Raw genomic sequence first — 14,299 nt, 5'->3', positions numbered from 1 at the left:
TAAGCAATGATTGAAATTATAAAGTCTGATGGAAATATAGAAAAGCAATGTATAGAGAATTTGAAAAACAGAAGTGAAGAAATTCAGCAGGAAGTATACAGAGTTGTGGAATCAATTCTAAGAGATGTAAAAAAAATTGGGGATAAAGCACTGACGGATTACACACTTAAATTTGATGGGGTAAGTATTAAGGATTTTTTAGTGAGCCAAAAAGAGATCAATGAAGCTTTGGAAACAGTGGACAAGGAGTTCCTGGCAGCTTTGAACACTGCTAAAGAAAATATATGGTTCTATCATGAAAAGCAAAAACAGGGCTCTTGGATTACGGCTAAGGAAGACGGAGTGCTTTTAGGACAAAACGTCAGGGCACTTAAAACTGTAGGACTCTATGTACCGGGAGGCACAGCGGCTTATCCATCCTCTGTATTGATGAATGTAATACCTGCTAAGGTTGCAGGAGTACAAAATATTGTCATGGTAACCCCCCCTTCAAGAGACGGAAAGGTCAATGCCAACATTCTGGCTGCAGCAAAAATTGCCGGCGCGGATAAGATCTATAAAATTGGTGGGGCTCAGGCTATAGGGGCTCTGGCTTATGGTACGGAAACTATACCAAGAGTGGACAAAATTGTTGGGCCGGGTAATATTTATGTGGCCACTGCAAAGAAAAGTGTCTATGGATATGTAGATATTGATATGATTGCCGGCCCAAGTGAAATTCTCATAGTAGCAGACAAGGATGCCAATCCTAAATTTGTGGCTGCAGACTTGATGTCCCAAGCTGAACACGATGTACTGTCTTCAGCAATACTGGTTACTGATTCCCTAGACTTGGCCTACAAGGTTAGGGATGAATTAAATAGACAGATAAAAACTATGAGCAGGAGAGAAATCATTGAAAGTTCCATTGAAGACTATGGTGCTATCATAGTTACTGACAGCTTAAAGGCATCCATTGAAATAGCTAACGAATTGGCACCGGAACACCTGGAACTTATGGTACAAGAGCCAATGAAGTATCTAGGTCAAATTGAAAATGCAGGATCAATATTTTTAGGACAGTATGCGCCGGAACCTCTGGGAGACTATATAGCAGGTCCTAATCATGTGCTGCCAACCAGTGGTACCGCAAGATTTTTCTCACCTCTTTCAGTAGATAGTTTTATAAAAAAATCCAGCTTCCTATATTACACCCAGGAAGCATTGAAGAAAGTGTGCAATGAAGCAATTAAGCTGGCAGAAGTAGAGGGCCTGACTGCCCATGCCAATTCTATCAAAGTGAGGCTAAAGTGATGGGGAAGCTTAATATAAGTGAAAAGTTGATCAAGATCAAACCCTATGTGGTAGATAAAACCAACTATAGTGTAAGGTTAGATGCAAATGAAAGCTTTTTAGCTTTTCCGGAAGAGCTTAAGACAGACCTGTGGAAAGCACTTAATAATGTAATGTTTAACAGGTACCCCGATACGGATTCTACAGAATTATGTATGCTCTATGGTCGGTATTGCGGCATAGATCCTAAATATATTTTGGCGGGCAATGGCTCTGATGAGATCATACAAATACTGATCAATGGATTTTTGGATTGTGGAGATGCAGTACTTACCTTAAAGCCTGATTTCTCAATGTACAAGTTTTTTGCCTCCTTAATGGGGGCTTATGTACTAGAGTATGACTTGGGAGAGGAACTGGAATTTAAGATAGAGGACTTTGTTAGGCTGGCTAAGGACGAAGATGTAAAGCTGATAATATTCTCTGCTCCCAACAACCCTACGGGTAGAACTATTTCGCGGGAAGAAATTCTTTATATAGTAGATAAGGTTGATGCTTTAGTAGTAGTGGATGAAGCATATTTTGAATTCTGCGGAGAGACTGTAATAGACTGCATAACTGAGTTCGAAAATCTAGCAGTGATGAGAACTTGTTCAAAAGCTATGTCCTTGGCGGCGGCAAGAGTAGGGTTTATTATTGCTGGTGAAAAAATCATTGAAAACTTCAAAAAGGTCAAGACACCTTTTAATGTGAATGCCTTGTCCCAGGCAGCTGCTGCAGTTATACTGAGGCATCCGGAGCTTATTAAAAGTAATGTGGAGAAGATTATATCTGAAAGAGATTATCTGTATGAAAGGTTAGTAGAATTACAGAAGAGAGTAGGCCGTGAGAAGTTTCAGATATATCCCACAAAATCAAACTTTGTATATATAAAATCCTCAGAGGCAAAGAAAATATATGAGAGCCTTAAGGAGAAGGCTATAGGAATACGCTTTTTTGGCAAAAACTTAAGGATAAATGCCGGTTCAAGAGAAGAAAATGATGCTCTGCTAGCTGCACTGGAGGAAATATTATGAGTAGAATTGAAACCCAATCCAGACAGACAAAGGAAACAGATATAAAGGTGACCATAAATTTAGACGGTGACGGAACCTGTAATATAGACAGCGGCATTGGCTTTTTTGATCATATGCTCCATCTGATGGCTGTCCATGGAAGAATGAATCTAGACTTAAAAGCTGTGGGTGACTTACAGGTGGACTGCCATCACACCGTTGAAGACACAGGTATAATCTTAGGCAGCTGTATAAAAGCAGCCCTGGGAGATAAGGCCGGAATCAAAAGATATGGAACGGCTTACACACCTATGGATGAGGCTTTGGCCTTCGTGGCCTTGGACATAAGCGGTCGTCCTTATCTGGTCTTTGATGCAGAGTTCACTGTTGATAGAGTGGGGGAGTTAGATACTGATATGGTAGAGGAATTTTTCAGGGCCTTAGCATACAATGCAGGAATAACCCTCCATATTAAGATAATGTATGGCAAAAATAGTCATCATAAAATAGAAGCTATTTTCAAGGCCTTTGGAAGAGCTTTGAGGAAGGCAGTAACTATTGATGAAAATATTAAGGGTGTAATGTCTACAAAAGGGATGCTGTAGAGGAGGAATGGTTTTGATAGGTATTGTAGATTATGGCATGGGAAATCTAAGGAGCGTGCAAAAGGCTTTTGAAGCTTTAGACTATGAGGCTTTCATAAGCAGTGACAGGGAAGAACTTTCACGAGCAAAAGGCCTGATACTGCCGGGGGTTGGGGCCTTCCCTGATGCCATGAAAAATATAATTAGCAACGGACTAGACCTACTGATCAAGGAATTTGCAAGAGAAAACAGGCCAATTCTTGGAATATGCCTGGGGATGCAGCTGCTTTTCGATATAAGTTATGAGGTTAGTGAATGTAGAGGCCTAAGCCTGATTAAGGGAAAGGTTCTAAAACTGGATGAAAGCTTAAAAGTTCCCCATATGGGGTGGAATGATTTATATCTGGCCAAGCAGTGTCCTCTTCTGAAGGAAGTTGAAGAGGGCAATTTTGTATATTTCGTTCATTCCTATTATGTAGAGCTGGAGAATCTTCAGAACTTAAATGCCTTTTCTATTTATGGAATTAAAGTGCCGGCAATAGTAAGCCGGGGAAATGTATTTGGAGCTCAATTTCATCCGGAAAAGAGCGGAAGTATAGGAATGAAGATCTTAAGAAACTTCGGGGAGTTGGTTAAATGATTATAATTCCGGCTATAGATATTAGACAAGGAAGATGTGTGAGGCTCTACCAAGGGGATTTTTCCAAAACTACCGTAGTGGGAGAAGACCCCTTGAAGGTGGCAGAAAGTTTTCAGGAAACCGGTGCAGAATACATTCACATGGTGGATTTGGACGGTGCCCTGATGGGCTATCCCTTCAATGAAGAAGTTATTGTGAAGCTTGTATCGGTAATAAATGTACCTGTAGAACTTGGCGGAGGCATTAGGGATTTAAAGACAATAGACAAGCTTATAAACCGGGGCATAAGCAGGGTAATCTTAGGCAGTGCGGCGCTGAAAAATCCCAAAATGGTGGTGGAAGCGGTTAAAGAATTTGGAAAGCACATAGCTGTGGGAATAGATGCAAAAGATGGAAGAGTCACCATAGAGGGCTGGCTGAACACCAGTGATGTCCACTATATAGATTTTGCTCTTAAAATGGAGGACATCGGTGTAGACAATATAATTTTCACTGATATAAGCAGGGACGGAACCTTGGAGGGACCTAATCTTCAGCAGCTGGCGGCATTAAAAGAAAAGGTAAGCTGTAAAATTACTGCCTCCGGTGGAATTAAGGACATAGAAGACATCAAAGCTTTGAAGGCTATGGAGATCTATGGAGCTATAACCGGAAAAGCCATATATGACGGCACTCTTTCCTTGGCTGAGGCACTGAAAATTTAATGGAAAGTAGGGAGTTTAGATGCTTACTAAGAGAATTATTCCATGTTTAGATGTAAATATGGGCCGAGTGGTTAAAGGAATTAACTTTGTAAATTTGAGGGATGTAGGAGATCCGGTGGAAATCGCTGAGTACTACAATGAACAGGGGGCAGATGAACTGGTTTTTCTTGATATTACAGCCACCCATGAGGGGAGAGGCACCATACTGGAGGTCGTCAGGAGGACTGCGGAAAAGGTCTTTATACCTCTTACCGTTGGCGGCGGCATCCGGGATGTGGAAGACTTCAAAGAAATCCTTCGGGCTGGGGCGGATAAAATTTCCATAAACTCTGCAGCTGTAAGAGACAAATATCTAATCAGCAGAGCAGCAGATAAGTTCGGAAGCCAATGCGTGGTAGTGGCGGTGGATGGTAGAATGCGCCAAGACTGCAGGGGCTGGAACGTTGTAATCAATGGCGGCAGAATTGACACCGGCTTGGATCTACTGGAATGGGTAAGAGAAGTGCAAAGGCTGGGGGCCGGTGAAATACTTCTGACCAGCATGGATGCAGATGGAACAAAGTATGGCTTTGATATTGCCATGACTAAGGCTGTTACAGAAACCGTGAATATTCCGGTGATAGCCTCCGGAGGGTGCGGCAGCCTTGATCACTTTTCCCAAGTATTTCAAGAAACTAAGGCGGATGCTGCACTGGCGGCCTCCTTGTTTCATTTTAGAGAATTGACAGTGAAAGAGGTAAAAGAGTACTTGCATAAAAAAAACATACCGGTAAGGAGATAGCATATGACTGAGATAAAAAATCTAAAGTATAACGCCGAGGGACTTATACCGGCCATTGTACAGCATTACCAATCAAAAGAAGTGTTAATGCTTGCCTATATGAATGAAGAATCAATAAGGCTCACATTGAGAACGGGGAAGACATGGTTCTGGAGCCGGTCAAGACAAAAGCTTTGGAATAAAGGTGAAAGCTCAGGGCACTTTCAATATGTAAAAGATATTTTTATAGATTGTGACCAGGATACATTATTGATATTGGTAGACCAAATAGGCCCGGCTTGTCATACCGGCAGTTTCAGTTGCTTTTATAGAAGATTCAATCAGTGAGCTAATAAAATTATGACTGATGTTAGGACGACAATGGCAGCCTACGTGGGTTAGACAAAATGACAATATAATGCTTTGTTTTAAAGAACAGTTGATGGCAAAATTACAGGAAGCTTGTCAATCAACTGTTTCTTAAAACAAAGCCGCATGATGCAAAATTGAAGTCTTATCACAAATATATTTGAAAGGAGAATATCATGACTGAGAATGTAATACAAGCTCTATATCAGGTGATTCAAGAAAGAAAAGCCTGCCCCATGGAAGGCTCTTATACAAACTACCTCTTCAAGAGTGGTTTAGATAAAATATTAAAGAAAATAGGGGAGGAATCCACAGAGGTAATTGTGGCAGCAAAAAATAAGGATAAAGTGGAAACAGTCACAGAAATATGTGATCTCTGTTATCATATCCTGGTTCTCATGGCCCAAAAAGAAATAGAATTAAATGAAATAGAAGCAGAACTAGAAAAAAGGCGGCAAAAGATAGGTAATAAAAAAGCAGAAAAAGCTGAAGTGACAGTGCTGTAAAGGCCGATATTTTAAAAAGTGGAGTAATCCACTTTTTTTTGTATACTATGGGTTAAAATTTTAATTTTGACATGAAAATGTCATGATTTTGACACCAAACTGTCACAAAGACAGTTTATTATAAGTACATAAAATAAATGGTGGAACAAGCAATATAGAGGAGGTAATAGTATGGAATTCAACAGAAACAACAATGAAAATAATAATTCGTATAATAATGAAAACTATAACCAGAATTATAACCAAAACAATAATGAAAGCTATAATCAAAATGAAGGTAATTTAAATGCAAGCAATGGATACAACCGCTACGGACAATATAACCAAGGGGGAAATGGCTATACCTTTAACGCTGCAAATAGCAACACCCAGAACATGAACTATACAACACCGGTAGATGTAAGCTATAGTGCTTATGTACAACAGAGACCAAAGAAGAAAAGAGGCGGCTTTAGAAGGGCCATGTCTTATATTTTGACAGGTGTAATATGTGCAACCATTGGAGCCGGTGCTTCACTTGGAGCGGCCTTCTATATTTTACCCAATACTACATTATTCGAGCAGACTCCACTGTATAAGAGTGTTGCTGAAAACAGTGCTGTAAATTCAGTACCTTATGACCTTCATCCAACTACAACAGCACCGGAAGAAGGGGCCTTAACTATAACTGAAATAGTTAAAAAGGTTGGACCGGCGGTTGTTGGTGTATCAGTTAAGAGTGTGGCCGGAATAGATTGGTTCGGAAATGAAAGGATTTCAGAGGGTATCGGGTCTGGAATGATTATAAATGAAGAGGGCTATGTACTAACAAACTACCATGTAATATCCGGTGCTCAAGACGTTAAGGTTATACTAAACAACGGTAAGGAAGTAAACGCAAAGGTAGTAAATTACAATGCTTCTCAGGATATTGCCGTAGTTAAGATTGCAGAAGATATCAAAGTGCCCGGTGTAGTTGAACTTGGTAATTCCTCCAGCCTACAAGTTGGTGAGACTGTTGTTGCTATAGGAAATCCTCTTGGAAAGGAATTCTTGGGATCAGTAACCAGCGGTATAATAAGTGCCGTTAACAGAAACCTTGGAGACTCAAATGTACCTTATATCCAGACTGACGCAGCTATAAACAATGGTAACAGTGGTGGACCGCTTTTAAATTCAAGAGGACAGGTAATTGGAATAAATACAGCTAAGATTGATACAACAGGTACAAATAGTGTAGACGGAATGGGCTTTGCAATTCCAATTGATCTAGTTAAGGAGCAAATTCCGGACTTATCAAAGCCGATTTTGATGATAGGTATATCCGGAAGAGATATAGATGCTGCTACAGCTAAAGCAAATAACTTAGTTGAAGGGGCCTATATTCAGAGTGTTCAGGAATTTAGTCCAGCAGAAATGGCTGGTCTTCGTCCCGGTGATGTCATTACAAAGTTTAACGGACAAAAGGTAAAGACTATAGCAGAAATAAATGCCTTAAAGTCTAAGCTTAATGCCGGAGATGTGGTTAAGATAGAGGTATATAGAAACGGAAAGTATAAGGAATTAGAGCTTACTTTAAGAGAAAGCTAAAGATAAAAAATGCGGGGCTGTTAGCAGCCACCGCATTATATATATGGAGAGAGAGAACAACTAAACAAGCTCTTCCCATTCCTCATACAGTTTTTCAATTTCACTTTCCAGTTCACTGATCTGTTTATGAACTTGCTGACTCTTCTCAGGATTTGAGTAAACTTCTTCAAGGCACAGCTTATCATTGAGCTCTCTTAGGTTCTCTTCCTTTTTAGCTATGAAGGCTTCAAGATTTTTAACCCTTTGGGCCTGTTCTTTTTGAGCCTTCTCCAAGTCCTTCTTTTTCCTTCTTTCTTCCTGAAGCTTGGTCTTTGTCATACCGCCTTCCAACTGCTCAAGTTCTTCAAAATGGCGGGTGTTTTTTTTCTTTTCTACATAGTAGTTATAGTTGCCCAGGTATTCCTTGATTCCGTCTATATTAAGCTCATATATTTTGTTTATAACTTTATTCAGAAAATATCTGTCATGGGATATTACTATCAAGGTACCATCATAATCTATGAGGGCGTCCTCCAGGGCTTCACGGGACATGATGTCTAAGTGATTAGTGGGCTCATCCAACAGCAGCAGATTGTTCTTGGAAAGCATAAGCTTTAACAGATTTATTCTGCATTTTTCACCGCCGCTTAGGGTAGAAATAATCTTGAACACATCATCTCCGGTAAATAAGAAGGCTGCCAGAGCATTTCTGAGCTCTGTGGTGGTCATATTGGGGAACTCATCCCAAACTTCATCTATTACAGTCTTATCTTCATGAAGGTCAGATTGCTCCTGATCATAGTAGCCAGGTTGAACATTTTTGCCGGTATAGACAAAACCGGTATCGGGTTTAACCTTATCTAAAATTATTTTAAATAAAGTAGTTTTTCCCCTTCCGTTTTCACCGATTAAAGCAGTTTTGTCTCCACGCTTTATATCAAAAGCCACATTGGTAAACAAGGTTTTATCCCCATAGCTTTTAGACAGCCTTTCCGCATGTAAAACATCATTGCCGCTCTTTATCATGGCTTCAAAGGAAATCTTTGCACCTCTTTCATCGGTAACAGTAGCATCAATTCGCTCCATTCTTGCCAATTGTTTTTCACGGCTTTCTGCAGCCTTTATACTCTTTTCACGGTTATAAGACCGATAACGCTCGATAATTTCTTCTTGTCTTTTTATTTCAGCCTGCTGGAGCTTATAAGCCTTTAACTGGACCTCGTAATCCTTCTTACGCAGCTCAATAAACTTTGTATAGCTGGCATTATAGCATTTCATCTTGCCGCGGAGCAGTTCAAAAGTTGCATTGGTTACAGAGTCCAAAAAGAATCTGTCATGGGATATGACCACTATGGTTCCTTTGTAGGCTTTAAGATAATCTTCCAACCACTCTATGGCGTTTAAATCCAAATGGTTCGTAGGTTCATCCAGCAAAATTATATCTGGTTTTGTAAGCAGTAGCTTGCAAAGAGCAGCCCTTGTCTTTTGGCCTCCGCTTAGAATATTTATGTTCTTTGAAAAGTCTTCCTCGGTAAAGCCTAAACCTGTAAGTACACGGTGAACCTCGCCCTTATAAGTATAGCCGCCTCTTTTTTCTAAAAGTTCGCAAGTGGTGGTGTATTCCCTTATTATTCTATTGTGATAATCTTCTTTGGAAGCATCATAAGGTTCATTTAACTTTTCTTCTAAGTCAGCCATCTTTTTCTCTAAATTAATCAAATCTTGAAAAACCTTTAGAGCTTCTTCATAAATTGTACTGGTACTGTCCAAAGAGAGATGCTGAGACAAGTAGCCAATGGTCTTTCCCTTGTCTATATAGACCTCTCCGCTGTCCTGTGACAGCTGCCCTGTCAATATTTTGAATAAGGTGGACTTACCGGCTCCGTTAGCTCCTATAAGACCAACCTTATCACCTTCGTTTATGTTAAAGGTTATGTCCTCCAGTATTACGTCTACACCGTAACTCTTGTGTATATTTTTACAACTCATTACTATCATTTATCTATCATTCCTTTAGGATATTTTTTCACATACGATTACAGGGTATAAAACCCTTTATAATTATAATATTAATAAGTGAGTTTAACAACTTTATAATTATTTACTAATGAATAATGTAATTATTCGATACAAAAGGTCATAATGAATAGTATGTAAACTTTGCGTCTAGCCTTGACTTTATAGGTGTTTTTGTATGATAATAATTTGGTAGGAAAAATTATTGCATTGTTCTATAAGTATATTTCCAATAATGAAAATTATAACAAAGTTAAATATACTATTCTATTCTATCCTATATGTAAAGAGGTGTGTTATGGAAAGAAAAAAGAATATTTCAATGGCGGTGATAAAGAGACTGCCAAAGTATCACAGATATCTTCGTGAAATGTTAAATAATGACGTTGATAGAATTTCATCCAAGGACTTAAGTGAAAAGATAGGTTTTACTGCATCGCAAATCAGACAGGACTTGAACTGTTTTGGAGATTTTGGTCAGCAAGGCTATGGTTATAACGTTAAGGAACTATATAATCAAATAAGCGGGATCCTAGGACTAACTAAAGAGTATAAGACTGTAATCATAGGTGCAGGAAACATAGGTCAGGCCATTGCAAACTATACCAGGTTTTCAACCTTAGGTTTTAAACTCCAGGCAATCTTTGATGCTAATCCGAAGCTTATCGGCTTGAGAATTAGAGATGTAGAAATACATGATATCGATAGTATGCAGGACTTTCTGAAAAGTAATCCCATAGACATAGGAATAATTTGTGTTCCAAGAATAAATGCACAAAAAGTATGTGATATGCTTGTAGCCAATGGAGTAAAGGGAATATGGAACTTTGCACCGGTTGATCTTAATACTCCAGAAAATGTAATAGTGGAGAATGTTCATTTAAGTGAAAGCTTGTTGACCTTAACCTACTTATTGAACGAGAAAGAATCAGAATAAAAATTGTCGGCATGTTAAACTATTAACGCAAATTTTAAAAAAATTAATAAAGGGTGAATTGAAAAGTTAACTTCCACTTTGTAGAATTAACTTCCACCGTAAAATCGATACTAGATAAGATTTTTGGTTATAAGAGTAATTTTTTGCTTATTTTAGACAAAAATGAGGTATAATTTAAGTAGCTCAAGCAGATTTCAGCTGATTTTGGGTATAGCAAACAAAGGGTGAATATTTTCCGTTTTTTTTGCAAAGGTAAATTCCACCCATTGAAAAAGTTTTAACTTAAGCGCCAGCGGTAATCCCTGCTTGAGTAGGTTAATATTTTAATAAACTCGGATTCATGATAATCTCATTTGGTTTGATGAGTTCTGAATCCAACTTTGCGAGCGTTTTAGCGCCGTAAAGGAAGCTGAATACCGAGTATGGAGACTGGTCATTCAGCTTTTTTCTTGAATAAGAATTAATGTGACTCATCATCAATGAGATATCCTTCTGTTGAAATGAGTTGAAGCTCTGGCCTTTAGGAACAATTCTCCGGATCAATTCATGGTTGTTTTCTGCAGCACCTTTCTGATATGGCGCTGAAGGGTCGCAGTAGAAGATGCGTGTTATGCGGTTTCCCTGCCTATCAAACTCGATAGCCTTTGGATTTGTAAACTCACTGCCGTTGTCAGTTAGAATGACAGGAAATAGTTTTAGAAAAGTGTCAGGCCCCAGTTCCAAATAAAGATTTTCGAAAATATCTATGACGGAACGTGAAGTGTTTGCATCCCTAATAAAAGCAAGCATAAACTGAGAATCAACGAAATGGATAGTGAGCAACACCTTACCACCTTTAGTACCTTCAACAGAATCCATTTCAACTACTGGAGTATCAGGATTTTCCTTCATGAATTCAAGAAAATCCTGATATGTGCGTCCAATTCTGTAGGACTTATCCACTTTAAAATGATTTTTAAGCTTTTTTCTTGGACGATAAACAACTTTTCTTGGAAGGTCAATATTTTTTGTGGAGAAAAGATTGTAATCAATATAGTTGTAGATTGATTTTTCACTATGCATGATAAGGTCTCTGTTATTAACGCAGATATGGTGTATAGATTGACCTCTTTGAATGAGTGGGGTTATGATTTTATCAAGACGTTTAATCTCGTCCTCAGAAATAGTTATGCCGCTTCGTGACTCAGAACGACGAAGTACATATTCATCATGGGCATAGGAAGCATTATAGATTGCTTTCTCCAGAGTACATTTTGTAAGGCTAGCACATCCATTGCACACATAAGGTGGCTTAGAGAGTAAGTGACAAGTATATGCTTTGTAATCAGAACAGAATTTTGAACAATCTGAACAAAAGCGACAGCGTCGAATTCTACAATGTGATTTCTCACATAGATATGTATGGTTGCAAGTTAAACGATGAATACAGTTGTTAAAAGGTCTACCGTAAGAACCTGTTCGCTTGTACATGATATGATTTTTAACCTCTTTGGAAATGGTTGTACAATCTCGATCAAGCTCTCGGGCTATTGCTTTGAAAGAAAGGGAGGCTTTAAGCATTATTTCAATAGAGACTCTTTCCTCTAACGTAAAGTGTTTGAATTTAGCCATAATGAAAAACTCCTTCCTTACCAAGCAAGGATTACTGTAATGACGCATATATCAATATAATAATATTTTGTATTACTAAATTCCACTCTCTATACTCTTTCATATTTGTAGAATTAAAATCCACTCTTACCACCTAGAGAGGTGGAATTTACTTTTGCAATTAAAGAAAATTAATAAAGACGTGTATAATTCTACATAAACTATTGTAAATTATCTAATATATGTATATAATCATAATTGAAGCGGATTTTGCTTCAATTATTTTTATTTTAGATTGTTATAATATTAACAATTCCAACAATAAAACTAAGGGGGATTATTCTTATGGAACTGAATAATGTTATTATTGAAAAAGAAGGAAAAGTTGCCGTTGTGACAATAAACAGACCTAAGGCCTTAAACGCATTAAATTCAGAAACGCTAAAAGAGTTAGATTATGTAGTGACAGAACTGGAAAATGATGAGGAGATATACGCTGTAATATTGACCGGAGCTGGTGAAAAGGCCTTTGTTGCCGGAGCAGATATAACTGAAATGAAGGACCTAAATACTATAGAAGGAAGAAAGTTCTCCATTTTAGGTAATAAGGTGTTCAGAAGATTAGAAAACCTTGAAAAGCCTGTTATAGCTGCAATCGGTGGTTTTGCACTAGGTGGCGGCTGTGAACTGGCAATGGCATGTGACATAAGATTAGCTTCAGACAAGGCAAAGTTTGGACAACCAGAAGTTGGCCTTGGAATAACTCCCGGATTTGGTGGTACACAAAGATTAGCTAGACTTGTTGGAACAGGAATGGCTAAGGAATTAATATATACCGGTAAGATAATTAAGGCAGATGAAGCTTTAAGAATAGGACTTGTAAACAGAGTTGTTGAAGGTGAAAAGCTAATGGAAGAAGCAAGGGCTATGGCTCAGACCATTGCTGCCAATGCTCCTATAGCAGTAAAACTTTCAAAGGCTGCAATAAACAGAGGAATGCAATGTGATATGGATACTGCTCTTATGTACGAAGCTGAAGCCTTTGGTGAGTGTTTCTCTACAGCTGACCAAAAGGAAGGAATGACTGCCTTCGTTGAGAAAAGAGAAAAAAGCTTTCAAAACAAATAGAAAAAGTAATTGATAATTAAGGAGGTCAATGTTAAATGAATTTTACATTATCAAAAGAACAAGAGTTAGTTAGACAAATGGTAAGAGAATTTGCCGTAAATGAAGTTAAGCCAATAGCCGCTGAAATTGATGAAACAGAAGAATTCCCCATGGAAAATGTAAAGAAAATGGCCAAGCTCGGCTTCTTTGGAATACCTTTTAAAACAGAATTTGAAGGAGCAGGTGGAGACAGCCTTTCCTATATACTAGCTGTTGAAGAATTATCCAAGGTATGTGCAACTACAGGAGTTATACTTTCAGCTCACGTTTCTCTTTGTGCATCAGTTATAGATGCTTTTGGAACTCCGGCTCAAAAAGCTAAATATTTACCTGACCTTGCCAGCGGAAGAAAATTGGGTGCCTTCGGCTTAACTGAACCTAATGCAGGAACAGATGCAGCCGGACAACAGACTGTTGCAGTATTAGATGGAGATCACTATATATTAAATGGCAGCAAGGTGTTTATAACAAACGGGGGTGTTGCTGATACTTTCATAATATTCGCCATGACTGACAGAAGTAAGGGAACAAAAGGCATATCAGCCTTCATAGTTGAGAAGAGCTTCCCAGGCTTCTCCATCGGAAAGAAAGAAAACAAGCTTGGTATCAGAGCTTCCTCTACAACAGAATTGATCATGGAAAACTGCATAGTGCCAAAGGAAAACTTGATTGGACAAGAAGGTAAGGGCTTTGCCATAGCAATGAAAACTCTTGACGGAGGAAGAATTGGTATAGCAGCTCAGGCTTTAGGTATAGCAGAAGGTGCTTTTGAAGAAGCAGTAAACTACATGAAGGAAAGAAAGCAATTCGGTAAGCCATTAGCAGCCTTCCAGGGCTTACAGTGGATGATGGCAGAGTTGGAAGTTAAGATAGAAGCGGCTAGGATGCTTGTTTACAAGGCTGCATGGTTAAAGGACAACGGACTTCCATACTCCGTGGACGCTGCAAGAGCTAAGCTATTTGCATCAGAAGTAGCAATGGAAGTTACAACTAAAGCGGTTCAGGCCTTTGGTGGATATGGTTACACTAAGGAATATCCGGTAGAAAGAATGATGAGAGATGCTAAGATCACTGAAATCTATGAAGGAACATCACAGGTTCAGAAGATGGTTATAGCAGGTAACATTTTTAAATAAGATTCATAGGAGGAA

At 38.7% G+C, this 14,299-nt stretch carries 14 protein-coding genes; 12 read left to right on the top strand and 2 right to left on the bottom strand.

The features are described from left to right. Nucleotides 1–6 precede the first annotated feature (6 nt). The 9 genes from hisD to FHY60_RS13640 all read left to right on the top strand — a co-directional run bounded on the left by hisD (nucleotide 7) and on the right by FHY60_RS13640 (nucleotide 7,459). Complete coding sequence (gene hisD, locus FHY60_RS13680; protein ID WP_139905550.1) at nucleotides 7–1,293, top strand: histidinol dehydrogenase; 1,287 nt, start codon at nucleotides 7–9, stop codon at nucleotides 1,291–1,293. Continuing rightward, a complete protein-coding gene (gene hisC, locus FHY60_RS13675) occupies nucleotides 1,293–2,348 on the top strand; it encodes a histidinol-phosphate transaminase (protein WP_139905549.1) in 1,056 nt (351 codons plus the stop codon). The genes hisD and hisC overlap by 1 nt, the downstream gene beginning before the upstream one ends. Beyond that, nucleotides 2,345–2,932 carry an imidazoleglycerol-phosphate dehydratase HisB gene (gene hisB, locus FHY60_RS13670; RefSeq protein WP_139905548.1) on the top strand — a complete coding sequence of 196 codons (588 nt, stop codon included), beginning with the start codon at nucleotides 2,345–2,347 and terminating at the stop codon, nucleotides 2,930–2,932. Before hisC ends, hisB begins: the two co-directional genes overlap by 4 nt. A 13-nt stretch (nucleotides 2,933–2,945) precedes the next feature. Next, nucleotides 2,946–3,551 carry an imidazole glycerol phosphate synthase subunit HisH gene (gene hisH / locus FHY60_RS13665; protein ID WP_139905547.1) on the top strand — a complete coding sequence of 202 codons (606 nt, stop codon included), beginning with the start codon at nucleotides 2,946–2,948 and terminating at the stop codon, nucleotides 3,549–3,551. After that, on the top strand, nucleotides 3,548–4,255 hold the full coding sequence (gene hisA, locus FHY60_RS13660) for a 1-(5-phosphoribosyl)-5-[(5-phosphoribosylamino)methylideneamino]imidazole-4-carboxamide isomerase (RefSeq protein WP_139905546.1): 708 nt from the start codon (nucleotides 3,548–3,550) through the stop codon (nucleotides 4,253–4,255). Before hisH ends, hisA begins: the two co-directional genes overlap by 4 nt. A gap of 19 nt (nucleotides 4,256–4,274) precedes the next feature. Next, nucleotides 4,275–5,036, top strand: coding sequence for an imidazole glycerol phosphate synthase subunit HisF (gene hisF / locus FHY60_RS13655; protein WP_139905545.1), 762 nt, complete (start codon nucleotides 4,275–4,277; stop codon nucleotides 5,034–5,036). A 3-nt stretch (nucleotides 5,037–5,039) separates the two neighbouring features. Beyond that, on the top strand, nucleotides 5,040–5,363 hold the full coding sequence (gene hisI, locus FHY60_RS13650; RefSeq protein ID WP_139905544.1) for a phosphoribosyl-AMP cyclohydrolase: 324 nt from the start codon (nucleotides 5,040–5,042) through the stop codon (nucleotides 5,361–5,363). Nucleotides 5,364–5,557: 194 nt separating this feature from the next. Further along, nucleotides 5,558–5,890 (top strand): phosphoribosyl-ATP diphosphatase, encoded by a 333-nt coding sequence (gene hisE / locus FHY60_RS13645; RefSeq protein WP_139905543.1) that lies wholly within the window; start codon nucleotides 5,558–5,560, stop codon nucleotides 5,888–5,890. A 171-nt stretch (nucleotides 5,891–6,061) separates the two neighbouring features. Further along, entirely contained in the window at nucleotides 6,062–7,459 is a 1,398-nt protein-coding gene (locus FHY60_RS13640) for a S1C family serine protease (RefSeq protein WP_139905542.1), read from the top strand. Nucleotides 7,460–7,519: 60 nt separating this feature from the next. On the opposite strand, the gene FHY60_RS13635 is transcribed toward FHY60_RS13640, so the two are convergent. Next, nucleotides 7,520–9,436, bottom strand: a complete 1,917-nt coding sequence (locus FHY60_RS13635; RefSeq protein ID WP_139905541.1) for an ABC-F family ATP-binding cassette domain-containing protein — start codon at nucleotides 9,434–9,436, stop codon at nucleotides 7,520–7,522. Nucleotides 9,437–9,752: 316 nt separating this feature from the next. Here FHY60_RS13635 and FHY60_RS13630 point away from each other — a divergent pair, with 316 nt between their 5' ends. After that, on the top strand, nucleotides 9,753–10,391 hold the full coding sequence (locus tag FHY60_RS13630) for a redox-sensing transcriptional repressor Rex (RefSeq protein WP_139905540.1): 639 nt from the start codon (nucleotides 9,753–9,755) through the stop codon (nucleotides 10,389–10,391). A gap of 315 nt (nucleotides 10,392–10,706) precedes the next feature. Here the strand turns inward: FHY60_RS13630 and FHY60_RS13625 are convergent, their stop codons facing one another. Beyond that, nucleotides 10,707–12,002 (bottom strand): IS30 family transposase, encoded by a 1,296-nt coding sequence (locus FHY60_RS13625; RefSeq protein WP_139904066.1) that lies wholly within the window; start codon nucleotides 12,000–12,002, stop codon nucleotides 10,707–10,709. A gap of 324 nt (nucleotides 12,003–12,326) precedes the next feature. Here FHY60_RS13625 and FHY60_RS13620 point away from each other — a divergent pair, with 324 nt between their 5' ends. Both FHY60_RS13620 and FHY60_RS13615 read left to right on the top strand, forming a co-directional pair. Beyond that, the gene (locus FHY60_RS13620; RefSeq protein ID WP_139905539.1) at nucleotides 12,327–13,109 is read left to right on the top strand and encodes a short-chain-enoyl-CoA hydratase; all 783 of its coding nucleotides are present in this window, start codon (nucleotides 12,327–12,329) and stop codon (nucleotides 13,107–13,109) included. 35 nt (nucleotides 13,110–13,144) lie between these two features. Next, the gene (locus tag FHY60_RS13615; protein ID WP_139905538.1) at nucleotides 13,145–14,284 is read left to right on the top strand and encodes an acyl-CoA dehydrogenase; all 1,140 of its coding nucleotides are present in this window, start codon (nucleotides 13,145–13,147) and stop codon (nucleotides 14,282–14,284) included. Nucleotides 14,285–14,299 lie beyond the last annotated feature (15 nt).

It is taken from the genome of Clostridium thermarum (assembly GCF_006351925.1).
GTDB lineage: Bacteria > Bacillota > Clostridia > Clostridiales > Clostridiaceae > Clostridium_AU > Clostridium_AU thermarum.
The sequence above is the reverse complement of the archived record's forward strand: the minus strand, read 5'-3'. Positions and strand labels throughout refer to the sequence as shown.

Excerpts from the sequence above, each read along its gene's own strand:
- hisC (WP_139905549.1), top strand. The coding sequence starts at position 1,293 with ATGGGGAAGCTTAATATAAGTGAAAAGTTGATCAAGATCAAACCCTAT.
- FHY60_RS13640 (WP_139905542.1), top strand. The coding sequence starts at position 6,062 with ATGGAATTCAACAGAAACAACAATGAAAATAATAATTCGTATAATAAT.
- FHY60_RS13620 (WP_139905539.1), top strand. The coding sequence starts at position 12,327 with ATGGAACTGAATAATGTTATTATTGAAAAAGAAGGAAAAGTTGCCGTT.
- FHY60_RS13615 (WP_139905538.1), top strand. The coding sequence starts at position 13,145 with ATGAATTTTACATTATCAAAAGAACAAGAGTTAGTTAGACAAATGGTA.
- hisD (WP_139905550.1), top strand. The coding sequence starts at position 7 with ATGATTGAAATTATAAAGTCTGATGGAAATATAGAAAAGCAATGTATA.
- hisB (WP_139905548.1), top strand. The coding sequence starts at position 2,345 with ATGAGTAGAATTGAAACCCAATCCAGACAGACAAAGGAAACAGATATA.
- hisI (WP_139905544.1), top strand. The coding sequence starts at position 5,040 with ATGACTGAGATAAAAAATCTAAAGTATAACGCCGAGGGACTTATACCG.
- FHY60_RS13630 (WP_139905540.1), top strand. The coding sequence starts at position 9,753 with ATGGAAAGAAAAAAGAATATTTCAATGGCGGTGATAAAGAGACTGCCA.
- FHY60_RS13635 (WP_139905541.1), bottom strand. The coding sequence starts at position 9,436 with ATGATAGTAATGAGTTGTAAAAATATACACAAGAGTTACGGTGTAGAC.
- FHY60_RS13625 (WP_139904066.1), bottom strand. The coding sequence starts at position 12,002 with ATGGCTAAATTCAAACACTTTACGTTAGAGGAAAGAGTCTCTATTGAA.
- hisF (WP_139905545.1), top strand. The coding sequence starts at position 4,275 with ATGCTTACTAAGAGAATTATTCCATGTTTAGATGTAAATATGGGCCGA.
- hisA (WP_139905546.1), top strand. The coding sequence starts at position 3,548 with ATGATTATAATTCCGGCTATAGATATTAGACAAGGAAGATGTGTGAGG.